Origin of the sequence: Mangrovibacterium lignilyticum, assembly GCF_010882175.1 — a bacterium.
Classification (GTDB): domain Bacteria; phylum Bacteroidota; class Bacteroidia; order Bacteroidales; family Prolixibacteraceae; genus Mangrovibacterium; species Mangrovibacterium lignilyticum.
Window position 1 is genome coordinate 321,859 of record NZ_WKLH01000002.1, and the last position, 24,840, is coordinate 346,698.

Annotated in this window: 19 protein-coding genes; 5 read left to right on the forward strand and 14 right to left on the reverse strand. The window is 40.4% G+C overall.

The window, feature by feature from the left end:
- Positions 1-27 precede the first annotated feature (27 nt).
- The 11 genes from katG to GJV22_RS08775 all read right to left on the reverse strand — a co-directional run bounded on the left by katG (position 28) and on the right by GJV22_RS08775 (position 15,301).
- Positions 28-2,262, reverse strand: coding sequence for a catalase/peroxidase HPI (katG, locus tag GJV22_RS08725; protein ID WP_163711772.1), 2,235 nt, complete (start codon positions 2,260-2,262; stop codon positions 28-30).
- 624 nt (positions 2,263-2,886) lie between these two features.
- Positions 2,887-3,867, reverse strand: coding sequence for a diacylglycerol/lipid kinase family protein (locus GJV22_RS08730; RefSeq protein WP_163711775.1), 981 nt, complete (start codon positions 3,865-3,867; stop codon positions 2,887-2,889).
- Complete coding sequence (locus GJV22_RS08735; RefSeq protein ID WP_163711777.1) at positions 3,864-5,045, reverse strand: aminotransferase class I/II-fold pyridoxal phosphate-dependent enzyme; 1,182 nt, start codon at positions 5,043-5,045, stop codon at positions 3,864-3,866. Before GJV22_RS08735 ends, GJV22_RS08730 begins: the two co-directional genes overlap by 4 nt.
- A complete protein-coding gene (locus tag GJV22_RS08740; RefSeq protein WP_163711781.1) occupies positions 5,042-5,290 on the reverse strand; it encodes an acyl carrier protein in 249 nt (82 codons plus the stop codon). Before GJV22_RS08740 ends, GJV22_RS08735 begins: the two co-directional genes overlap by 4 nt.
- Positions 5,247-6,491 (reverse strand): NADH:flavin oxidoreductase, encoded by a 1,245-nt coding sequence (locus tag GJV22_RS08745; protein WP_163711784.1) that lies wholly within the window; start codon positions 6,489-6,491, stop codon positions 5,247-5,249. Before GJV22_RS08745 ends, GJV22_RS08740 begins: the two co-directional genes overlap by 44 nt.
- Before the next feature lie 11 nt (positions 6,492-6,502).
- Entirely contained in the window at positions 6,503-7,522 is a 1,020-nt protein-coding gene (locus tag GJV22_RS08750; protein WP_163711787.1) for a UbiA family prenyltransferase, read from the reverse strand.
- 10 nt (positions 7,523-7,532) lie between these two features.
- The gene (locus GJV22_RS08755; protein WP_205461800.1) at positions 7,533-8,663 is read right to left on the reverse strand and encodes a radical SAM/SPASM domain-containing protein; all 1,131 of its coding nucleotides are present in this window, start codon (positions 8,661-8,663) and stop codon (positions 7,533-7,535) included.
- 174 nt (positions 8,664-8,837) lie between these two features.
- Positions 8,838-9,869: an NAD-dependent epimerase/dehydratase family protein gene (locus GJV22_RS08760; RefSeq protein ID WP_163711792.1), complete on the reverse strand. Its 1,032-nt coding sequence runs from the start codon at positions 9,867-9,869 to the stop codon at positions 8,838-8,840.
- Positions 9,870-9,893: 24 nt separating this feature from the next.
- Entirely contained in the window at positions 9,894-12,098 is a 2,205-nt protein-coding gene (locus tag GJV22_RS08765; RefSeq protein WP_163711795.1) for a carbamoyltransferase C-terminal domain-containing protein, read from the reverse strand.
- Complete coding sequence (locus GJV22_RS08770; RefSeq protein WP_163711798.1) at positions 12,095-13,111, reverse strand: thiamine-phosphate kinase; 1,017 nt, start codon at positions 13,109-13,111, stop codon at positions 12,095-12,097. The genes GJV22_RS08765 and GJV22_RS08770 overlap by 4 nt, the downstream gene beginning before the upstream one ends.
- A 534-nt stretch (positions 13,112-13,645) precedes the next feature.
- Positions 13,646-15,301, reverse strand: a complete 1,656-nt coding sequence (locus GJV22_RS08775) for an AMP-binding protein (RefSeq protein WP_163711801.1) — start codon at positions 15,299-15,301, stop codon at positions 13,646-13,648.
- Between the two features lie 427 nt (positions 15,302-15,728).
- Between GJV22_RS08775 and GJV22_RS08780 the strand changes: the two genes are divergently transcribed.
- Positions 15,729-16,499, forward strand: a complete 771-nt coding sequence (locus tag GJV22_RS08780; RefSeq protein WP_262888215.1) for a Mut7-C ubiquitin/RNAse domain-containing protein — start codon at positions 15,729-15,731, stop codon at positions 16,497-16,499.
- Positions 16,500-16,566: 67 nt separating this feature from the next.
- Here GJV22_RS08780 and GJV22_RS08785 read toward each other — a convergent pair whose 3' ends face one another.
- From GJV22_RS08785 to mnmE, 3 genes are all read right to left on the reverse strand, one after another.
- Positions 16,567-17,202, reverse strand: coding sequence for a DEAD/DEAH box helicase (locus tag GJV22_RS08785; RefSeq protein WP_163711806.1), 636 nt, complete (start codon positions 17,200-17,202; stop codon positions 16,567-16,569).
- Positions 17,203-17,591: 389 nt separating this feature from the next.
- Entirely contained in the window at positions 17,592-17,948 is a 357-nt protein-coding gene (locus GJV22_RS08790; protein WP_163711809.1) for a hypothetical protein, read from the reverse strand.
- 363 nt (positions 17,949-18,311) lie between these two features.
- On the reverse strand, positions 18,312-19,709 hold the full coding sequence (mnmE, locus tag GJV22_RS08795) for a tRNA uridine-5-carboxymethylaminomethyl(34) synthesis GTPase MnmE (RefSeq protein WP_163711811.1): 1,398 nt from the start codon (positions 19,707-19,709) through the stop codon (positions 18,312-18,314).
- Between the two features lie 310 nt (positions 19,710-20,019).
- Between mnmE and fabG the strand changes: the two genes are divergently transcribed.
- From fabG to GJV22_RS08815, 4 genes are all read left to right on the forward strand, one after another.
- Positions 20,020-20,766 (forward strand): 3-oxoacyl-[acyl-carrier-protein] reductase, encoded by a 747-nt coding sequence (gene fabG / locus GJV22_RS08800; protein ID WP_163711812.1) that lies wholly within the window; start codon positions 20,020-20,022, stop codon positions 20,764-20,766.
- Positions 20,767-20,867: 101 nt separating this feature from the next.
- Positions 20,868-21,743, forward strand: a complete 876-nt coding sequence (locus GJV22_RS08805; RefSeq protein ID WP_163711814.1) for a PfkB family carbohydrate kinase — start codon at positions 20,868-20,870, stop codon at positions 21,741-21,743.
- A 41-nt stretch (positions 21,744-21,784) separates the two neighbouring features.
- The gene (locus tag GJV22_RS08810; protein WP_163711816.1) at positions 21,785-23,671 is read left to right on the forward strand and encodes a SpoIIE family protein phosphatase; all 1,887 of its coding nucleotides are present in this window, start codon (positions 21,785-21,787) and stop codon (positions 23,669-23,671) included.
- Between the two features lie 115 nt (positions 23,672-23,786).
- Entirely contained in the window at positions 23,787-24,836 is a 1,050-nt protein-coding gene (locus GJV22_RS08815) for a mechanosensitive ion channel family protein (protein WP_163711818.1), read from the forward strand.
- The last annotated feature ends 4 nt before the right edge of the window (positions 24,837-24,840 follow it).

Sequence of the window (24,840 nt, forward strand, 5' to 3'; positions counted from 1 at the left end):
CATCGGTCTTTTATTTGATTAGATGGATCAAGCCAAATCGAACCGATCCAAATTCATTACTTTGGCCCAGGCTGCTGCAAAATCCTGAACGAATTTTTCTTTTGAGTCTGCACATCCGTATACTTCGGCAAGGGCACGAAGTTCGGAGTTTGAGCCGAAGAGCAGGTCAACACGGGTGGCCGTCCACTTCGAAGCGCCGGTTTTACGACAGCTGCCTTCATACAGATCTTGTTCTTCCGAAGTTGCTTTCCATTGGGTATCCATGTCGAGCAGGTTCAGGAAAAAGTCGTTGGTCAGCACTCCGGGTTTGTCGGTAAACACGCCATTTTTCAACTGGTTGTAGTTCGCACCCAGTACGCGCATACCGCCGATTAATACGGTCATTTCGGGGGGAGTCAGCGTAAGCAGCTGGGCTTTATCAATCAGCATTTCTTCAGCCGAAACCGAGTACTTCATTTTCATGTAATTGCGGAACCCATCCGCTTTCGGTTCGAGCACGGCAAACGCTTCAACATCGGTTTGTTCGAGCGACGCATCAGCACGGCCCGGAGCAAACGGAACAGTTACAGCCACACCGGCATCCGCTGCTGCTTTTTCAACCCCGGCACACCCGGCAATAACGATCAGATCGGCCAGCGAAACTTTCTTGCCAGTTGATTGTGCTTTGTTGAATGTATCCTGAATGCCTTCGAGGGTATTCAACACCTTAGCCAACTGGGCCGGTTGGTTCACTTCCCAATCTTTTTGTGGCGCCAGGCGAATGCGGGCACCATTGGCACCACCTCGTTTATCGGAACCACGGTAGGTTGAAGCCGAAGCCCAAGCTGTTGATACCAGCTCTGAAACAGAAAGGCTTGATTCCAATACTTTAGCTTTCAAGTCCGCCACATCTTTTTCATCAACCAATTCATGATCGACAGCAGGAATGGGATCTTGCCAGATCAATTCTTCAGCCGGTACTTCCGGTCCAAGATAGCGGGCACGCGGCCCCATGTCGCGGTGGGTTAGTTTAAACCAGGCACGGGCAAAGGCATCGGCAAATTCATCCGGGTTTTCGTAGAAGTGTTTTGAAATCGGTCCGTAAATCGGATCGAACCTTAATGACAGGTCAGTTGTCAGCATATTGGGTGCAATGCGTTTTTCTGGATCATGAGCATGAGGGACACTACCGGAACCGGCTTGTCCTCGGGGCTTCCACTGGTGAGCGCCAGCCGGGCTTTTGGTAAGTTCCCATTCATAATCGAACAAGTTCTCAAAAAAGTTATTGCTCCATTTAGTTGGCGTTTTCGTCCAGGTTACTTCCAGTCCGCTGGTAATCGTATCACCACCTTTACCGGTTCCGAAACTACTTTTCCAACCCAGACCTTGCTCTTCCAAACCAGCTGACTCGGGATCGGCACCAACATGATCTGCAGGACCAGCACCGTGTGTTTTACCAAAGGTATGTCCTCCGGCAATCAGTGCAACAGTTTCTTCGTCGTTCATCGCCATGCGGGCAAAGGTTTCGCGGATATCAATGGCCGCTTTTAGAGGATCCGGATTTCCGTTCGGTCCTTCCGGATTCACATAAATCAATCCCATCTGAACGGCTGCCAGTGGGTTTTCCAGGTCGCGATCGCCGGTATAGCGTTTATCGTCGAGCCATTCTTTTTCAGAACCCCAATATACATCTTGGTCGGGTTCCCAAACGTCTTCACGACCACCGGCAAAACCGAAGGTCTTGAATCCCATCGTTTCGAGTGCCACGTTACCTGTTAAAATAATCAGGTCGGCCCAGGAAATTTTCTTACCATATTTTTGCTTGATAGGCCATAGCAGGCGCCTTGCTTTGTCGAGACTAACATTGTCCGGCCAGCTGTTTAGCGGAGCAAAACGCTGCTGTCCTCTACCACCGCCACCACGGCCATCACCGGTGCGGTAGGTACCGGCACTATGCCAGGCCATCCGGATAAAGAGTGGTCCGTAGTGACCAAAGTCGGCAGGCCACCAGTCCTGAGAGTTGGTCATTAAGTCTGTCAGATCTTTTTTTACGGCTTTTAAATCGAGGCTATTAAATTCCTCAGTGTAGTTGAATTCTCCACCCATCGGATTGGACAGAGAGGAATGTTGACGTAAAATATTTAAGTTCAATAGCTTTGGCCACCAGTCGCGGTTCGAAGTTCCGCCACCGGCACTGTGTTTTGAAGTTCCTCCCGTAAACGGGCACTTACTTTCATTATTAGCATTGTGAGCTGAAGAACTCGATTGATTTGTATTCTCCATTTTCTAGCAGTTTTTAGATTAACTATTTTGTTTCTATGGATAAAATTACGATAATGCCTATTTATTGAACTTATGATACCATAAGATTAACTTATAGCCACATCCCATATGTTCAGGCTTATCAAGTTACAAAATAATAGGCAGCCAAAAAAGACAAAACGGTATCATTTAGCGAGATAAAAGCTTATCACAAAAGAAAACAGAGCTGAAGATTTTAGGGAAGCCGCTTAAACGGAGACAATGACGTGGGAAAAAAGATCGAAAGAATATTTCTAAAATGATTTTAGGACTCGTTCGGTTTAGAGCAAAAAAAAGAGTAGATCTCTATCTACCCTTTTCAAACCTAACTAAACCAATAAAACTAATCAAACCTAAACTTATGAAATAAAATCTATCACAAAGATAGCGTCCGAAATACAATTAGGTATTAAGTCAACATTAAAGATGTGTTAAGCAACATTAAGAAAGCTATTGCTTTTTTTGACTGCAGTAGTTCGAATTGTTCGTAAAAGACGGGCTAACTTCCCAATACCCTCGATAGGCAAAGTGTTGTTGATTCAAATACGAATAGGGTAGAGCGCTACACCAAATATCGATGTTTGTCTGATAAAACAGGGGGTAATGTCACGCCATTTCCCTTTCATTTGTGACCAATGTCAAGTAGTCCTTTGCGATTTCAATCTTACAGGGTAAGTATCCGGAAGGGTCTCCATCCAGTTCTATTTCAGGATTTTCACAGTTCCCCTGGATCTCAATTTGTTCAATATATTCTAAATAGAACCTTTCCGAATTTTTGAATCTCTTTCCGCTGTAGGCATTTTTCAATATTCCGGGCAACCTTAGTAGTGTAAAATCCCTCGCAACAATGCAGTACAATTGTTTTGAGTCTGGATTCAGCTGATTAAATACTTTGATACCAGAGGCAATGTACCGGGTTTTTCCAATTGACAAATTGTAAAGTTTCGATATTGAACAGGGCACACCGTTTAATACGACAGACTGATCAGATGGGTGAAATTTAAGAATGGATGAGATCAATGAAATGAAAGTGCCTAAGAAATCACCCAGATATTTCCGGATCCCGCTATTTGCTATTCTTGCAACCCTGGATCCGATACCAATGTTGGCACAGCACCCAAAATATTCGGTCTTTGTGATTTTGCAATTAGTTATTGCTAAATCAGTTAAGCTATTATTGTTTTGCTCAGAGAATACGATTTTCCCAACAGCAATTTGTTGCCGGTGATTATTCAATAAGGTATGAATGGCGTCATCAATATTTAACGGGATTTGATAACTTTTGCAAAAATCGGGGCTAGTACCGGTGTATATGATGCCCATAGCCGATGTCGAAATTCGCCGGCCTTCATCATCATAAAAACCATTCATCACTGCTCTTATCGTGCCATCTCCTCCAACAGCGACAATGACATCATATCCTTTTTTGTTCGCTAATGACGAATATTCAACTGCCTCACTGATGTCATCAATTATTTTAAATTCATAAGCAATGCGCGATGCATCAAGCCGGGAAAAAATGGAATCAGTCAACTTACGACTTCTGCCTCCCTTGGCTTTTGGATTTATGATCAGAAAATAAGTCATGCTAAGTCTCTTTTAATTTCCTTGAAACATGAAATTACCCGATCAAGATTTTTTGTCGATAAGTTAGCTCCGGCGATCATCCGGATGACACCTTTATTTTTTGGAACTGAGGGATAAATAAAAGGGGTAGAGATAATTTTGTTAATGAATAGTTGTTTGGCAAACAAAATCGTATCAACGGAATCTCCGGTTCTAATTGAAATAATCGGAGCCTCAGCAGGCGACAGTTGGTAGCCACTTTCACTCAGAGCATCCCTAAGCGTGTTTCGAGCAAACCACATTTTTTGACTTAAGTTATCAAACTCATCTTCAATAATATTCAGGACCTCCAATATCCCAGCTAAAACATGTGGTGGAAGTGCTGTGGAGTAAACCAAATGAGATGAGAAATATTTTAGGTAATCGATCAGACTTTTCTTTCCACTGACTACTCCTCCCAGATTGGCCAGTGCTTTGCCAAGTGACGCCAAATAAATTCCGTCATAGTCTGTTATGCCCAGGTGTTCCAGAATTCCTTTGCCAGTTGCCCCCAAAACACCAATCCCATGGGAATCGTCGATGACTGGTAAGGCACTGTATTGCCGGCAGATATCGACAATTGAATTAAATGGAGCGATGCTCCCTTCCGTTGAAAAAACGGATTCAGTTACGACAAATATTTGGCTATACTTTTCACAGTTTTTGAGGTTGTTTTGAAGGCTGTCGAGGTTGTTGTGTAAGAACGGGCGTATTTTGCACCCGGTTGCTCTGGCTCCTTCAATTAATGATGAATGTGCAAACTGATCGATTACAATAACATCATCTTGTTTGGCAATTGCAGAAAATACACCATTATTTGCCTGGTAGCATGAAGGATATATAAGCGAGTCTTCAAGCCCAATGAATGACGACAACTTCTGGCAGGTTTCCTTATACAAATCGGAAAAACCAACGGAAATGGGCGTCGCGCACATTGATGCGCCATATTTATTGACGGCTTCTACAACTGCTCTTTTTACCCGTTGATCGTTGGCAATGCCCAGGTAGTTATTGGATGCCAGATCGACAACCTCTTCATCTTCAATAATAATCATATCATTGAGGCCCGATTGAACCGTCAAATAATAAGGATTAAAAGCAGCCTTTCTGATCAACTGATCATCCAAATGAAACTTTCCATAGAATGCTTCACAGCTCATGTCGTTTTTTTTAGTTTGAGGTATTTCGTCTCCAATATCTCCGCGATATCATTCACGGTCTTGATCTGTTCAAGATCTTTTCCGTCAAACTCGATCGAGAATTCATCTTCAATTGCATTGATAATCATCAGTGTGTCAAAAGAATCTATTCCCAAACCTTCAGCCAGATCGGTATCCGGTAAAACATCCAGGCAATTCTCCTTATTTGCCTGAATTATTGCTATTACTTTCAGTAGTGTTTCCATTGCTTTTCGTTTTATAACATTGGGTTACACTTTGGGTGTCACACATAATTGCACAATAATTGCAGTTTAGGCATTTTGATTTGTAGTTTGAATCCGTTTCTATTTTCACTACAAAATCAGGTTCACATATAAATGGTCTGCATAAACCAATAAAATTGATCCCATCAATTTTAACAGCATGTTCCATTTCTTTTCCAGTCCGAAACCCACCAACTGAGATAATTGGTTTAGTTGTATATTTCGTTGCAAGGCTCGCATATGCAAGATTGTACATTGATGAAAACGGTTTGAGTCTTCGTTTAAAAAGAGGGAAATAGATCAGTTTGATAAAATGCTTTTCAAGTCTGTTTTCCGATCTGAAAACTTTGTTTTTGGCTAAAATTAAATCAATCGGCATATCTCCTCTGAATATATTCAGGGCATAATCCATGGTTCCATAGCTGATCTCTATAGCATCGATAGCCTTCTCGTCCAGGAATCGAATCAGGTTGATCAATTGCTTTATACCGAATGTGGGATAGTGATCATCTCCACCACTTATTTTGATCAGAATCGGATAGTCCTCTCCACATTTTTCGCGAATATTCGCGATAATCAAATCAAGAAATTTTGTTCCAATTCCTTTTTTCTTATCAATGCCGAACTGATCAGTCCGGTTGTTAATTTTTGGAAAGATAAATTGATGGATTAGGTAGCCATGAGCAGCGTGCAATTGAATCCCATCAAATCCCGACATTTGCGCGTAAAGGGCACTATCCCCAAATTTTTCGATGATCTCATTGATCTCTTTCGGCTTCAGGGTTCTGGGCTTACTTTTAAAATAGGGAGATCGTTTAGTGGAAACACCAACAACTTCTTTCCCTGTCTCTTGCTCCCGAGTTTGCCGTCCGGTATGAGCAAGTTGCATGAATATTTTTCCGCCATTGGCATGAACTCCTGTTGTTACTCTTTTATAATATGGAATGAATTCAGGGCTGTAGATTCCGGCTTGTCCGGGTTGCATTGCTTTGCCCTCGTCTGAAATATATGAAAATCCGGTAATTATGCCACCGATCTTGTTTTTCGATAACTGTTCATAAAAAGACCTATACGTTTCAGTAGGAAAACCTTTCTCATCACACATTCCTTCAAATGTTGCAGAACGAATTATCCGATTGCTTAATTCGCATTTTCCAATATATGCCCTTTCAAATAATTCCATTATGATTGTGTTTACGCTTTAACGTTTGTATTCATGTTAAAAAGAAAACCAACAAAAACATAAGTCAGAATAAATAGAATCATCCCCAGTTCGGGATTAAACAAAGCAACAATAGCAGTTTGTGCACACGTACATGCCCTGATATTAGTCACAAGAGAATAATAGGTTAATTCACCTTTCGGATTTCGGTAATACAGATATCCGGTCCAGACTTGCAGGAAAACAGTTAATAACCCCAGAATCACAAAAATATGGTTAAGCTCAATTTCGATCGCATGTAAAATAAAATAGCCGATCAGAAAAATAACCGATGGGAGAAACGATACAATGATTGCAATATACCGGTTCTTTTCAAGGCCATATTTGACAACAATGGTATTTTTGCCGGCCAGTTTATCTCCGTCAACATCTTTAAAATAAGTATAATAAGTCATTAAGCCATTCGTGACAACGATGAGGATAAGCGCGCTAATTGTACTTTTGGTAAAATAGGTATCGGTGGGGCCGGCTGCCCAATAGCCATATAAGCCACACATGGAAATCATGATCCCGAAAACCAGATTCCCCCAGATCCCATGTCCTTTAGCGTACTCATAGACAACGTTCAACCCAATACCGATAAGCAAAGGGATTATAGCAACCGGTTCAAGATAGAACCAGGTAACAAGAAACGTAATAAATAAAAGAGATACGGACATCAGAAGCGCGCTTTTCGCATTTAATTCTCCTGTTACCATTGGTCTCTCAGGTGCATTGACCCTGTCTTCATCCAAACCCAAATAATCATTGAAAATTTGATTTGTTCCCCATGCCAGGAAGAGGATAATAATGATTACAATTTTCTTTACAAGAGGAGTAGGCTGCTGTATGGTGTGTACAAAATGAGACATCGGGTTATAATAATCTTCACTCGCAATAAATTGATAGTAAGATATCCCAAGCCATCCAACGATTCCAGTGACAAAAGCATAATACAAACGCATTGATTTGACATAAGCTTTTAAGAATCCGATTGCAGGAGCTACTTCCATATTTTCGTTTTTACAAGTTGTTTATTTTGTCGTAAAATTCAACAACGCCTTCTCTTTCCCAACCGGCGTATAACTCCTCTGAAATATCAGGAGGCAGTGGTAAGGATTTAAGCTTGTTGCTGCGTTTTAATTCGAAAACAGAATTGGCATATTTCTCGCACAGCAAACAAGAAGAAGGTTTCTCGAATACTGTTCTCATTTTATTATAGATCACTTCAAAATCGTCATTCTGAATATTTCCGAATGAGATATTCAGAAACTCACAGGGCTGTAAATCGCCTTTGGCATTGATATAGAATCGATCAGTTGCACCGGCCGTGCATCCAAAGAAATCTTTGGATTCTTCCCGAATCATGGCATAAATAGCCGTATCTCTTTTGTGTTTCGATTTTAGATTATAATCATCGACTTTTGCTAATAACTGTTCAGTATCTTCCGGCGTAAATTTATCCAGTGATTTATCAAGCCATCCTCCAGCAGGCTTTGGTTTAATAAGCTGCAATATTGCACCATTGAAATTTCTGGACACCTCTAAGATCTTTTCAAAAGTACCATCGCAAAAGGCTTCCTTTAAAAGACAGGTATTAAAGGTTACCGGAATTCCAACTTGGTGACATAACTGAATACCATTTTCCAGGTTTTCCCATGCCTTGTCAGTCCCCATAAAATGATTCAGCTTATCAGATGAATCTGAATGGAGAGAGAACATTATTCCTAACAGGTTTTTGCGATCGTTCAGCGCTGTTAGGTTTTCCAAGGTCATTCCATCGCCTGTGGAGTTAATAAGTATTTCAGATCTGTCATCAATTGCATTACAAACTTTTAAGAGCCTGTCAAACACCAGGAAAGGCTCACCACCTTCAATGTTGAAGAAAGCAATCCCCTTATCCTGTAGCTTTTTAACTGTTTGAACAAGTATGTTTATGTCAACATCTTTTCCCTGATCAAATTTTTGATAACAGTGAGGACAATTATAGCGGCAGGCAGATGTTACCGAAATCAGGCATGTGATACATGGCATTTTACCGTTAAACTCAAGAACTTTACGACATGCCCGGTAAAAAGCTTTTGACGGGAAGCCCGGCACATAGAGGTTGATTTTTGTGTATTTGCCAATTTTGACATACTTGTTGTGCTTCATTTTTTTTAGAAAATACAACAACCGCTTAAGAACCCGTATGTAATGTTTTGCGGGTAGGCGTCCACCTAAAAGTTCCTTCGTGAAATGAATGAAAGTGAAGATTTTTATTTTTAGCCCAACCAGTTCTTTCCGAATACCTATGTAGTTTTTTATCTCAAGCGTTTCCATATTGGTTTAGATTAGGTGTTGCTTTTTATACCAATTCACCGTTCTCTTAATCCCTTCCTGCAAGCTGTACTCGTTTGAATAGGAGAGCAGTGACTTTGCTTTTTCTGTTGAGAACTCAATATTATCGTAAAACATATTTACTCTCCCTCGCGATAACAGCGGTGGGGATTTCAATTGAAAGAGTGTATAGATTAGTTCCAGTATAAAACCAAGAGGGTAAATTAGTGCCCATGATATGTTTACGGGTTTCGTCACCCCGAGTTCATTGCAAAAAATGGAAAATATATAGTCCATTTGCTCATTCTCCCGATTTCCGACAATAATTCGGTTTATACCTTTCAACGCTTTTTCAAAAGCAAGAAAGTATGCCCGGGCCAGATCTTTTGCATAAATCACATTGAACTTGTTTCTTTTGCTTCCCGGGAAGAACAGGATCTTGCTTTTTACAGTTTTCAGGTAAGTGAAGAATCCAGTGTTGAACTCCCTTTCTCCATAAACCCAGGTTGGCTCAATGATCGTCAAGTTGAGATTATTTTCCTGTGCATATCTCAGTGCTTCCTTTGTGCACATTGCTTTGGTATCCCTGTAATAGTTCATTTTACAGGGAAAAATAGAATCGAAGAAGTACTTGTAGTGCGAGTTGAATGGGGAGTTCTCTGTTTTAACTTCTTTTGAATCCTCTTCGCCATAACTTGAAATTGATCCGGTTATGATAATGTTCGTAATGCCATTTGCCTCACATGCTTTCAATACATTTAGCGTACCCGTGACATTGGTATCATAAAAATCTTTGTATTTCCCCCAATCTTTAACGAGTCCTGCAATATGAATGATACTGTCCATATCTTTTAATAACCCGACAAAGGATGAAAGGCTTCGTATGTCTCCGTACACAATATGAACAGGAAGATGTTCGATGTATGTCAGGTCAGTTGTTTTTTTGACCAGGCAAAAAACATTAAGCTTTCTGTTGCAGAAATATTCGGCTACATGACTGCCAATAAAACCTGCACCTCCGGTGATTAATATTTTTTGCATTTCAGACATCTTAATGACAATTGACTACGAATGAATTATTGCTTGTTTCTGAGCAAGCGATTTCCATTCCTCATACCAACTCCCAAGTTGTTTGCCGGCGTCTTTAGGTGGTTTGTCAACGGCATGCCAAATCAGGTGTGCATCTCCATTGTTCTCAACCAAAACTAATGCACTGAGCCCTTTCGACCGATACAACGTTTGAATGGCCTGTTCCGGCGAATGAACGATAGGGGTGCCAACATTTAATGACGTGTTGACGGCAACCTCCACTCCGATATATTGCTTTAAGCTTTTCAGGATGGCATAGGTGAGAGGATCGGTTTCCTTCCTGCAAATCTGAATTCGACTTGTTCCATCAACATGAATCACAGATGGAATTATAGCATAACTCTTCTTTTTAGCTTCAACAGTGAGGACCATGTAGTTGTAAGCATTGTAATTAGCCATTGCAGCTCCTTTTGACAGGTGAAAAAAGCGCTTTGCTTCCGTCAGTGTGAGAACAGGGGCCAAAGGGCGAATACGCTCCCTGAATTTCACCTGGCTATTTAATAAATTAAGGGTGTCCGGATTACACGGGTTTGCTAAAATTGATCGGTGTCCTAATGCACGAGGCCCTGTTTCCCCAGCACCTTGATACAGTCCGATAATTCCATTTTTCGAAATTACAAAGGCCATGAAATCAGCAACTTTGTTTAACTCATTTTTGTCTTCCAGGTTACCAAGTTTGATTGATCCCAAATCTTCATGTGCCTGAATGCTTTTAACGACTTCACCATTATCCGGCGGATTTCCGCATAGGAAGGCATGTTTTAGAGGCGTGCATTTGTTCACCTTATTTAGCAGCGCAAAATGATAGGCGGCTCCCATTGCTGTCCCCGTATCACTGGGGTTGGGAGGGACCCATAAATGAAGTCTCGTATCCTTTTTTTGTAAGTTTTTCCTGTAATAGGAAGCGTTAAATTGGTTCAGCAATTTCATATTGGCAATGCAATTCAATGCGGTTCCACCACTAAGGATAAGCTTATTGCTGCCTGTTTTTTTTATCAGGTAATCAACCATATGAAACAACGCATCTTCATAAACCAGCTGCAAAGCTGCAGCCTTGTCAACCCGTTGGCGGGTGATGGGAGCGTGTTGTATATCATCAACATTTAAAACAATATCCGGATTCCATATTTTATCTTGGGGAATAGGCTCGCCAAGAATATCTATCAGGCTTTTTGCATAAGGCTTAACCTGCCCGTATTTGTGGTAGTTGATTAACGACCGATTTACATATACCCATCCTTCACCCTGAAACTGTACGATCTGCCTTAACCGTTTATAATATGGATTGGATAACCGGTTCATGTCGCCCCATGCGCTTGCTCCCATGTATCGGCCTTCACTGCTCAACGGTTCCCAACCTCCCTGCGTTGAACTAATTACGGCATACAACAAGCCCTGTGAATCCATTATGCCGGAATAATTTCGAATTCGTTCAATCTTATTTCCCTGGGCAACATAGTGAGAAATGGAACCGTCGTCGCCAAAGCCATCCATTACCACCAAAATAACGGGATCTTCGCTGTTATAAAAAGGAGACATCGCGTAGGCATAATAAGCGTGATTGTTATGATGTTTCATGCCGATTACTGGAATACGTTCCTTGGACTGGAGATAGTTTTTCAGCCTATTCGGAGCCTTTAGTGCTCTGATAAAATGCCAAAAATTCATGTGTGGCGAGGCCTTCTCGTTAACAAGGTTAAAACTTTGAGGAGCTTCCTCTACGGCATGTCGAACAACCGTCGCGATGCCTTTTATGTAGTCCCAGGAAGCAACAACTAAAAAAATATCTTTGGGAGATAATCCCATCGTTGCCATTTTTTTGAGGATATCATTCAACGAATGCTCCGGGAAATGACCGTCATTTTTAATCCCGCTGTATCTTTCTTCTTCATTATTGCACAGAACATTTATGCCTTTAGCTGATGAAACTTCAATCAACGCAGCAGCAGCGTTATGACCACTTGGTATTATTCCCAATAAATAGAGTGTTTCCCCATTCTGAATTTTTTCTGCAAATAGCTTTCCCATTTTTCGACAGTAGACACTATCGGCAGTGTAGAACTTTAGTACTTTGCCAACTGATTTGGCAATAAAATAGGTTATAGCTTCGATAAGCTTACCTGCATTAGAGTGGAGAGGATGATAGCGATAACGTTCAATATGTGAGCCATTCACTCTCATGATACTTTATCTAATGTTTTTGCGTAATTGGTCAAATCATTCACATAATCGCGTATGTGTTCGTAATTTCTGGCTTTTAAATTAAAGTCATTAAGTTCTTTTTCAGCTCCATTAAGAACTAAAACCTTTTTAGCTTCATCGATTATTTCTCCGATTTTTGTTATGTCGAAATGGTTCTCTCTTACCCGGTCGTAAAATGCCTTTTCGTCACTCTTTCTGATGGTGAAAACAAGTTCATATTCACCGCACTCACCCAAAAACAAGGCAGTTCTGGGCTTGCCAAGTAATTTACAGGCGAGAGTGCCTGCACTCAGGTACGGGATGTTAGTGATTTTATATCCGACATGATTAATTTCAGCAATCGTGTTTAGCGCATTTAAAAGCCCATCACTTGAATCGATGCAAGCTGTGGCATATTGACCGATCAATTCTGATTCACGTGACCTGATTGGAAATTGAAGTTGATAATTTCGAATGACCTTTTCAATAAACTTGTTTTTACCAACTAATTTAAGTGCTGCTTCCAGGTTTCCGGCCCCTACATGACCAGTCATAAAAATCAAGTTACCTTCGCTGGCGCCTTTTCTTGTTACAGGGGAGGACGCTTCGCCAATAACGACTCCAGTGTAATGCCAGCTAGCTGATTTCCCAATATCGCCTCCGATAAATCCGACCGATAACTGGTTCAGGACATCTGATATCCCCTTTGTGAAAGAATCAATAAATTCATTATCCCATTCAATGGGAAGAGAAATGCTGTGTCCATAAAAAACAGGTTTTCCGCCTGAAGCAAATATGTCACTGATTGTACATGCAGCGACATTCCATCCGAGCTTGTAGGGATGGTCATCTCGAAAAAAATCTTCTTGAGAAAATTCATCGATGCTGAACAGTAGTTTGCTTCCATTGTAGTTGATTATTTCTGCATCAGACTCGAAAAATTTGTTCGAAAGTGAGTGACTCCCAGGTAGGATATTGAGGATTCTTTTGATTGTTTCTTGTTCTGTATTCATATTTTATGACCTATGAATTCCACAAACATCTTGAATTTCATGCTATCAAAAAAAAAATCACTCGCATAATGTACACTCTGATTGGTTAGTCCATCCGGTGATTTTGGTTTTGTGATTTATACGAAAGTGGTCATTTTATGTTTGATGCGAGTTACCCTACATCTAGAATATTGTTTGTTTCCCCGGTACTAGAATCTATAGAGGGTTGGAAAGGCGAAGTATTATTCGGGCACATTCGAATACTGAAAACAGCAATATGTAAAAATAGGGTAGTTTAATTTATTTGCAGATACAAAAATACAGACCTACTGATTATCAAATCAATGTAGCTGAGAAAATATAATAACAATTGAATAAGAAGAACGTATATTCTTGTTTCATTCTTCATTAGATCTCCGAAATAGTTTGCCGACAAATGAAGCTCCTCCGCAAAAGATCCGATCCTATTCTCGGTTTTTTTGGGGCTAACAAAAATCCCCCGCTGGTAGGCGAGGGAAATGTATTTTGAGGTTCTTCAGTATCCAGAAATATAAATTAGTTCGTATCCCGTTCCCGGATTTCTACACGGCGAATTTTTCCGCTGATCGTTTTAGGAAGTTCTTCTACAAACTCGATAACACGCGGGTATTTGTAAGGAGCTGTTACTTCCTTAACATGATTTTGTATCTCCTTTACAAGATCGTCACCTGCTTTATGCTTGCAATCCTGCGCTAATACGACCGTGGCTTTTACGATTTGTCCGCGTATCTCATCGGAGATGCCAGTGATCGCACATTCCACAATATCAGGGTGAGTCATTAGTGCACTCTCCACTTCGAAAGGCCCAATCCGATATCCTGAGCTTTTAATAACATCGTCAGCCCTTCCTACAAACCAGAAATAGCCATCGTCGTCCTTCCAGGCCAAATCGCCCGTATAGTATATTCCATCTGACATCACCTCGTCTGTCAGTCGCTGATTTCTGTAGTAACCGTTAAATAGTCCCGATGGATATTTTTCACCATAGCGAACAACAATTTGACCTTGTTCTCCTGCTTTGGCTGAATGCCCTTCAGGTGTAAGCAGATCGATATCGTAATGCGGATTGGGTAAGCCCATAGATCCGGGTTTGGCTTTAACCCAAGGCGAGGTAAATATGGTAAGCGTTGTTTCACTTTGTCCGTATCCTTCGCGTAATTTGATACCAGTCATGGCAAGGAATTTTTCGTACACCTCCGGGTTCAATGCTTCACCGGCGATGGTACACCATTCCAGTGCCGATAAGTCGTATTTGGACAGATCTTCACGAATCAGAAAGCGAAAAATAGTTGGCGGAGCGCAAAGCGACGTAACCCGGTATTTCGAAAGAACTTCCAATATCGCTGAAGGTGTAAATTTTTCGTGGTCGTATACAAAAACGGTCGCACCAACCAACCATTGTCCATACAATTTTCCCCAGACAGCCTTGAGCCATCCGGTATCAGCAATGGTTAGGTGAAGACTGTCTTCGTGCAGATTTTGCCAGTATTTTGCAGTAACAATATGTGCCAATGGGTAAACACTGTCCAGCGTAACCATTTTAGGATCGCCCGTGGTTCCCGAGGTAAAACTGACGATGATCGGATCCTCATTTTTAGTCGGTTCTTCCGAACGCTCAAAAGGCTGAGCATTTTTAATTCCGGTCTGAAAGTCCTCCCATCTTTCGGGAATATTCGGGCCAATGGAAATCAGTTTTTCAACCGATGGAGACTCGGGCATGGCCTTATTCACATGGTTTAAGATCGTATCATCCCCATCACAAATAATTGCTTTAATAGAGGCCGCATTGGCTCGGTAAACAATATCTTTAGAGGTTAGCAGGTGGGTTGCCGGTATAATGACAGCTCCAATTTTGTGCAATGCAATAATGGTAAACCAAAACTCGGCACGGCGTTTTAATATCGCCATAACCATATCACCTTTTTGAATTCCGAGGGACGAAAAATAACCCGCTGTGCGGTCGGTAATCTCTTTTAATTCACTAAAGGTATAAGTACTGCTTTCTCCTTTGTCGTTTGTCCAAAGTAAGGCTTTCTTGTTTGGAGCTTTCGCAGCCCATCCATCAACAACATCATAAGCAAAATTGAAATCCTCGGGGATAACTAATTTATAGTTTGCTTTAAAATCTTCAAAATCGTTAAAGGTGCTTTGTTTTAAATACTTTTCAATCATATAATTTCAACTCCTTTCAGCTTCCACTCTAATCAGAGGTCTGCAATCACTTGTTCTCAATCTAGGGGGATTTGGTGTGATCTAAGTTTGGTTATTTGCCTTGCTTCTTATTTTCTGCGCAAGTCTAATACGAATTGTTCACGAAAGTAGGATTAATTTTTTGTCCTTAAAATTATTTCTGGGTTTAGCATGAATCTAATACGCAAAAAGAAGGTTAGATTAAATATACTTTAAGGAAAATGAACCTGAATAAATTACGACAATCATTTTGTTGCTTTAATTGTCATACAAGAGAGAGAGTCGATGAGGAATATTCATGTTCTTCTAGTTACTTTCTGTCGAAATCATGCCAACAAAATAGTTCAGAAGCCGGTATAAATCAAAGAAGCATTCGTTAACTTGTTACTGATATTTTTTCCTAATTGTTTTGAAGCTAGATAGCAATAGAATCTATATTGACATTATTTTCAGATGTTATGCAGAGTTAAATGATTTTTTGGCAGATAAGTGGAAATACAAATCATTTGTCTTAAAATTAAGAACACCGGTTTTTGTTTCTGAAGCCATTGCGACTCTGGGGATACCCTTGTCCGAAATCGATCTGATATTGGTGAATGGCAATCCTGCCGAACGCTGGCATAAATTGGAAAATGGTGATTATATTTCTGTTTACCCAACGTTTGAAACTTTTGATATTAGCAGTCTAAAAACCACTTACAAAGAGGCCTTACGAAAAACAAGATTCATTGCAGATGCGCATCTTGGTAAACTGACGAAGTACTTGCGTATGCTTGGATTTGACACCTTATACCGGAATGATTTTGGCGATGAAGAAATAATTAATATTTCCCTTAGGGAGAATCGAATTATTCTTACGCGTGACAAAATGTTACTGAACTCGAAACGAATAACTCATGGATACTATATAAGAGCAATTCATAAGCATAACCAGCTGATAGAGATCGTTAACAAATTTGATCTGAAAAGTCAGTTTAAACCATTTACGAGATGCATGACCTGCAATGCGCTATTGGTTCCCAAAACACGTGATCAAGTAACCGATTTAGTTGATAAGGATACATTAACTTGTTTCAATGAGTTTTATTATTGTGCAACTTGCAATAAGGTTTATTGGAAGGGTTCACATTTCAAACGCATGAAATCGCTGATTTCAGATATTGCCGGGATGAAGAAATAAAAACAACCGCTCAATGAGCAATTGCCCTATGAATTTATTTGGTATCCTTCCGATGTGGATGACCTGATTAATTCTCGTCGCCATCTTCCTCCGTCAATTCAATCACCACCGGATTAGTTAAAGCGCGCTCTTCAAGCTCTTCGAAGCGCTCGCTCCACGAATTGGCCATCAGGATTTTCTGAGCTTTCGGAAGAGCGTAAACCAGTCGATAAACAAAGGGCTGATATTTGGGTGTAAGAATTTGTTCTGCATCATCAAAAGCAAGGATTTTCACTTTAACCATTGGAATACCGGTTGCACTGAACAACTCATCAATTCGCGTCGGTGTACCAATCAGGATGTCCAATCCTTCGTAAATCATTTCTTTCTGATAAAGTAGATTGCCCTTGTCAAAAACCACGAATGTGCGTAAGTCGGTTTCTTTCCCTAGCATTTTAAACTGGTCTTCCAATTCATAGGCTTTCTCCTTTGTTGGAACAATAATAATTGCTCGTGGTGCCTCTTCTATGGCCTGTTTTAATTGTTGGATGATTCCTATAACCAAAGCTGTTGATTTTCCTGAACCTTCGCATGCATTGACAATCAAGTCTGCGCCCGACATGATTTTCGGGACAGCTATATCTTCAACATCTTTGGATGTTTGATCAAATCCGGCATCTTTAATAGCCGCTGCCAAGGCTGGAATAAACTTTTTTAGTTTCATATAAACGTGTCGTTAATAACAATAGAACATGTAAATGCTTCAAGGCTGATGAAAGATCAATAAAGTTAAATGTCAATATTTATCGTGGTTACAGATTGTAAGCTACAAATCAGATCCTTTTTCATACTAAAACACAAAACACTTACAAAGTAGGGGGCAAATTTACTTTCCGGTTTAGGAAATACAATTGAATATCAAAAAAATATTGTACTTTTTTTGAGTATTGTAATACTGATACTACAAGAATGGACCTGCTATAAATAATATTGGCCAAATACAAAAAGTCCTGCGATTGCTCGCAGGACTTTTTGTATTTTAAAGTTCGAAACCTAATTGTTTAATAACAAACAGGGAGACCCGGCACTTTTGTTTTTTGAAAATTTTACCGACTAACGATCGTCCAAAGTGTTATTTTCCAGGTTTTGAGCAAGGCTGGGTTCTTCTTCAAATCTGGTATTTGAATGTCCGTGCTTTTTGGATGCAAGGCTATGTCCATTTGAACTTGCTGTAAATATAATACCTGAATGTCCGTGCTTTTTGGTTGCCAGACTGTGTCCATCTGAACTAGCGTTATATTCATTACTCGACTGCCAGTGTTTTTTTGTTGTAAGACTGTGCCCGTTTGAACTTGCTGTATATTCAACGCTTGACTTTTTGTGTATCAGTCCGTGTTTCTTTGAAGCTGGTTGAGCACTAACTACGAATACTAAGAGACAAATGCTGAAGGTAAATAGTAACTTTTTCATTTTTCACCGGTTTAAGATTATTATTAGGAGATCGGGATGCATTTATCTTAAATTACGGTTAAATCTTAAGAAGGTTGTAAGAAGTAGGAGGTATTTTGAAAGAAAAATGTTATAAAAAGTGACATCCTCCTGAAAAACTGAATAACTTAAAAATCGTTTGTTATTCGTTAGAGAATAAATGGAATCAAGTGCTAATATCCCGCTAAGAATAGGCCGACATTACACCTAGGTTAATCAGATTAAGCTAGTACAGACTAGCAAGTAGTTTCAAACAAACAAAGTTGACTAACTAAAAAAGCCCTTTTTAAAAGGGCTTTTTTAGTAGATTTTTTAGATGATATGTACGTGCTGGTTTTGTGGTCGTTACTTTCCGATACAGAAATTTTTAAAGATGTGTCCCAGGATTTCGTCGTTGGATATTTCTCCCGTAATTTCTCCGATGTAGTGTAAGCATTCGCGGATATCCTGGGCCAGAAAGTCGCCACTAATACCGTTATTCAAACCATCAATAACGCGCACAACTGCTTGATGAGCTTGCATAAGCGCCTCGTAGTGACGGATGTTGGAAACAATTATATCAGTCCCTTCAGCTTGCTGTAAATTGGCATTTTCTTTTAGCAAGTCAATCAGGTTTTCAAGATTTTGCTGTTGTTTGGCAGAGATAAATACCAAATCTTCCTGATCGCCCAAGCTAATTTCGGCAAGCATTTCCGATAGTTTATCACGTCCCGCAAGGTCGGCTTTATTACCCACGATAATTAAAGCCTGTTCGTGTAAGCGTTCCCTAATTTTATCAATGCGCTGACTAATCAAACTCATTGGGTTGGTCAGGTCTGTCACCAGCAGCACTATTTCTGCCTGCTCCAACTTATTGTAGCTGCGTTCAATCCCCAGATTTTCTATTTGATCGGTTGTTTCACGAATCCCCGCTGTATCAAAAAAGCGGAAAGCAGTTCCTTCAATATTAATTACATCTTCAATCACATCCCGAGTTGTTCCGTGAATATCCGAAACGATGGCTTTTTCTTCTTTCAATAGCGCGTTTAACAGGGTGGACTTTCCAACATTGGTTTCACCAACGATTGCAACCGGGACACCGTTCTTCAGCACATTTCCCAACTTAAAAGAATTGGCTAGTTTGCTGAGCACTGCTTCTATTTCAGTTGTGAGTGAAATGAGTTGTTTGCGATCTGCAAACTCCACATCTTCTTCGCTGAAATCGAGCTCAAGTTCAACCATCGCAATAAAGTGCAGCAACTGTCCGCGCAGCTTACTAATCTCTTTTGAGAAGCCACCGCGCATTTGTTTCAACGCTATTTTGTGATTGGAAGCGTTACTGGAGAAAATAAGGTCTGCCACTGCTTCGGCCTGCGACAAGTCCATCTTACCATTCAGAAAGGCACGTTGAGTAAATTCGCCAGGCCGAGCCATGCGCGCACCGTGTTTTATTAATACCTGCAACAAACGCTGCTGAATGTACACCGATCCGTGACAACCAATTTCGATAATATCTTCGCCGGTGAAAGAGTGGGGGGCACGAAACAACGAAATCACCACTTCATCAATAATTTCTGTCCCTTCGCTGATGGTTCCGTAATGAAGCGTATTTGCCTTTTGGTCGGCGAGCTTTTTCTTTTTATTAGGCGATTGAAAAACCACATCGGCAATTTCTATGGCTGTTTCTCCCGAGAGTCGAATCGTAGCAATTGCTCCCATTCCGGGAGATGTTGCAATGGCACAAATGGTAGCTTGATCGAGCATATTCTGTATTTTCAGCAAAAGTATTGAAATCTTTACAACAATACGCAAAATAAGATTTGGGATCTCCACGATGTACAGTAGTTACATCTGAATCTATAAAACTTTTCGGTCAAAGATTCTAAAGAATTTAGTTAGGAGCTCAGCCATTTCTCAAAATTATTGGGCAAGTTGGTACTTCGATAAATCAAAGCACTATATTTGTTCAGCAAAATTAAAATTGGAAAAATTGAGCTGGTAACGGTTGATCCCCGCAGTTGGAATGAGGCTGATTTATCAGAGGCAATGACCAATAAAAATAAATTTTAAACACATGAAATTACTTGAAGGTAAAACAGCCATTGTAACCGGTGCTTCCAGAGGTATCGGTAAAGCCATCGCCTTAAAATTTGCAGAAGAAGGTTGCAATATTGCATTTACAGACCTGTTTGAAAATGAAACCATGAAAGCGACTGAAGCTGAATTGGCTGCATTAGGTGTAAAAGCAAAAGGATATGCATCAAACGCCGCATTGTTCGATGAGACTGATGCAGTGGTTAGTAAAATCGTTGAAGATTTTGGCCGGATTGATGCGTTGGTAAACAATGCCGGTATTACAAAAGATACCTTGCTGATGCGTATGACAGAAGACCAGTGGGATGCTGTAATCAATGTCAACCTGAAATCAGTTTTCAACTTTACAAAAGCAGCTCAAAAAGTGATGCTGAAACAACGTAGTGGCTCAATCGTCAACTTGAGTTCAGTTGTTGGTGTAAGCGGTAACGCTGGCCAGTCAAACTACTCAGCTTCAAAAGCAGGGATTATTGGGTTCACTAAATCAATCGCTAAAGAGCTTGGTTCGCGCGGCATTCGCAGTAATGCAATCGCTCCTGGTTTCATTATTACTGAAATGACTGGTGCTATTCCAGAAGATGCCCGCAAAGCATGGGAAGCAAACATTCCAATGAAACGCGGTGGTACTCCCGAGGAAGTTGCTAAAGTTGCTCTGTTCCTTGCATCTGATTTATCTTCGTATGTTAGCGGGCAAACAATCAATGTTTGCGGCGCGATGAATACTTAATGAATTCTTAGCAAATTGGATAATTTCAGCCGGATTGATTTTCAGTCCGGCTTTTTATTTTATTTTTAACCATACCAACAGACAAACAAAACCAAAGAACCATGCCCCAAGTTCTTTTTGCCGGTCTGACCACGCTTGATATGCAATATCAGGTAGATCAGTTTCCGGGATCAAACGAAAAAGTAAAATGTAAACCTCCGGATATTTTGGTTGGAGGTCCTGCTGCGAATGCTGCAGCAGCTTTCGCTTTTCTAAATGGAGACTCTTTACTACTAACAGCAATCGGGGCAAATTCTTTTTATCAATTTATTGACGAAGATTTTAAACGTTTCGGCATCCGGGCAATCGATTTTATTGAGGGGAAAAAGGTCAATCCTGTTTTTGCATCTGTGATAACAAGTTCAAATGGTGATCGGACCATTCTTTCGCATCATCCTGAAAATCACAAACTCGATTTGAGTTTTGCGGACTTGTTAATTGAAGAAAAACCTGCCGCAATTCTGGTTGACGGGTTTTATCCCGATATGACATTGTCTCTTTGCCGCGCAGCTAAAGAACAGAATATCACCACTATTTTTGATGGAGGAAGCTGGAAACCTCATTTGTCAGATCTGATTCCATTGTTGGATTTGGTTATATGCTCCGCAGAATTTATGCCTCCCGGTTGTTCAACACATCAGGATGTATTTGAATATTTTAGAAACCAAGGGATTACCCAAATAGCTATTAGCAGGGGAGAGAAATCAATCCTATATTGCGAAGGGGGCGATATTCAAGAGATCCAGACCGTAAATCAGCAAATTATTGACAGCCTTGGAGCAGGTGATTTTCTACATGGAGCTTTTTGTTATTACTGGTTGAAAGACCGAAATTTCAAAACGAGTTTAGCTAAGGCGGGAAAGATTGCTACTGCTACCTGTAATTATACCGGGACAAGAAATTGTTTCAAAGAACTTCAGCAAAGTAAGTTCCGTTAAATATTTTTTTCATAATTTGTATTCACTTAGAGGCTTAGAAGATGGTTAACAGAAGTATAGCGTTTCAGCTTAGTTTCTATATTCTTACTACCGTTACGATAATGGTGGCATTGGGTGTGTATCTGAATTACAATTTCAGTAAGCAAATTCTAATGCAAAAGATTGAAGAAAATGCTGTTCATCAGTCCGATAAAGTCACCAATGAAATCGCACATTACGTCATTACCGCACAGGAAGTCACACGAAATGTAAGTTCTCAGATTCCATATTACAATGCGCATGATGGTCTGGAGCCTTTCCTTACGAATGTGCTGAAGATGAATCCGATACTATCAGGGTTTCGGATTGAATTACCAGGCGAAAAGGAGAATCGGTATCTTTCGGTTTTCAATAAGGGTCAGAATGAACTCCTTGTGCTTCATGAAAAGAAGTACTGTCAGTTTCCAAATATTGATGAGATTAAGAGCATTGTCAAAAATGAAAAAGAAGGCCTTTGGTCTGATCCGTTTTACTGTCCCTTAGATACAAGTTTATTGGTAATTAGCTTTACAAAAGCCATTAGGACCGATGATGGAAAATTATTTGGATACATTTCCGGACAAATCAACTTAAACTTTCTGCGCAAAATTGTTTCCGGAATAAATATTGAAAAAGGCGGGGTTTCAATTATTTTGAGCCAGGATGGAACTTTTCTGACCCATCCGAATCCCAACTGGGTCATGAAGAAAAACATTTACGATGTTCCGGATAAGATATTCCCGGTGAATCGAATGCAATATGAGTCTTTATTGCGATCGCATCAGCAAGGTTCAGGTTTTGCCTACCCGGAAATGTTCAACTATGAGCGTTCCTGGTTTCATTTTGCACCGGTTCCTTATACTTACTGGACTATTGCCATCATTATTCCGGCCAAGAAGTTGTTTTTGGAGCTCGACCAGTTGTTACGAAAAATCATCCTGCTGTCAGCAGCCGGCTTGTTGGTTATTTTGCTAATCATCTTTCTGATCACCCGAAAAATGCTATCTCCCTTATCAGCTATAGCCAAATCAATCAAACGATTAAGCACCGAAGATATCCGATTAAGTGATCAACGCAATGAAATACAGATACTCTCATCAAGTTTAAACGATCTTCAACTGAAGTACACGAAACATCTGAATGAGCAAAATCAAAGTAAAAAGGATCGCAGAAAGATTGAAAAGGATTTAAAGTCAGCTAAAGAAATTCAAACAGCAATTATCCCTGCTGAATTCAAAATGGATCCCAAACATCCACAAATTGAGTTGTTCGCGTCACTGGATCCTGCCGAAACAATTGGGGGAGACCTGTATGATTACTTTTTTATCGATTCGGACCATTTGCTTTTTACAATGGGAGACGTTTCCGGGAAAGGAATTCCGGCTGCTTTGTTTATGGCTGTTGCTCACACAATGATTAAAAGCAAATCGAACGGACTGGATGCTCACCAGATCATCGAACAGGTGAATAATGAGTTGAGTTTGCAGAATTCGAATCAAAACTTCCTAACCTTATTCCTTGGAATATTAAACGTCAGAACCGGGGAGATAAGCTATTGTAATGCAGCACACAATTACCCTTATATTTTAACACGCAATAATGAAGTTCGGGTATTGGATAAAACGCATGGTTTGCCAATCGGTGTTTATTCGTCGAAGGCTTACAGTGGTGATTCTGGAATATTGAAAGCCGGGGATCGTATCATTCTCTATACTGATGGTGTTACGGATTGCAGAAATGAAAAAGGAGAGTTCTTTGGATCGGGTAATCTGTTCCGAACAATTCAAAATCTACCAGATGTGTCGGCAAAAGAGTCAACCCAATTTATCCTGAACCGATTATTTGCTTTTAGAGGTCATGCTGATCAGTCCGACGACATTAGTTTAATGGTCATTCGGTACAAAGGTTAATTATGCGCGCTCTAACATACAAGCCTCTCAAACTAAACTGCCACAAATAGTCAAGTCTAATCCGAAAAAGCGTATTAGTCTCAAATTTTTCAATTCAACTAAGAAATATTTCAATATGAGTGAATTTCAAAGTATAATGATTGGTCTCGTTAGTATTCTCATCGGATTGATTTTGGCCAGTTTAGTTATCCGACTATTAAGGCGCCTCGCCAAGAATGATGATCATGAACACATCTGGAAGAAAGTACTGAAGCGGTTGAGCCTTCCGCTTAGCATTTTGATCATGTTCAGTATGGCAGCAATCTTCATTCCGGGCGACATCTTTGAAAACTGGCCAATTGATATGCACATCATCCAATCCATTATTTTTAATATCCTGATATGCTGGCTGTTAATCATCGCCATCAAAAGCTTGCGCTTGGTTGTTTTAGCGAAGTATGACATCAATTCGGAGAACAACCTTAAAGCACGAAAAATTCAGACACAAATGGTTGTTATTGAGCGGATTTTGATTGTATTGGTTATTCTATTTGTTTTTGCTGTTTCCTTGTTGAGCTTTCCAAAAATCAGACAAGTGGGAATGAGTTTACTGGCAAGTGCCGGTATCGCCGGTATCATTATCGGTTTCGCTGCACAACGAAGTATTGCTCTTTTTCTGGCAGGATTCCAGATTGCGTTTACGCAACCCATCCGGCTGGATGATGTGGTAATTGTTGAAGGAGAGTGGGGGTGGATTGAAGAAATTACGCTGACTTATGTGGTTGTCCGGATTTGGGATAAGAGACGATTAATCGTTCCAATTACCTATTTCATCGACAAGCCATTTCAAAACTGGACCAGAACAACGGCCGAAATATTAGGAACCGTATTTATCTATGTCGACTATGGTTTTCCGGTTGATGCGATGCGGGATGAATTGACCCGAATTTTAGAACGCACAAAAGAATGGGATGGCAATGTAAACGTACTGCAGGTAACCGATGCCAAGGAAATGACGATGGAGATCAGAGCACTTGTCAGTGCCGCAAATTCTCCCACATCATGGGATCTTCGCGTAAAAGTGAGGGAAGAGCTGATCAAATTTGTACAAGAAAAATATCCGCAACATTTACCGCGAACACGGGTTGTATTGCCCAATCCGGGAGAAAATAAAAAGCCGGTTTAAAACC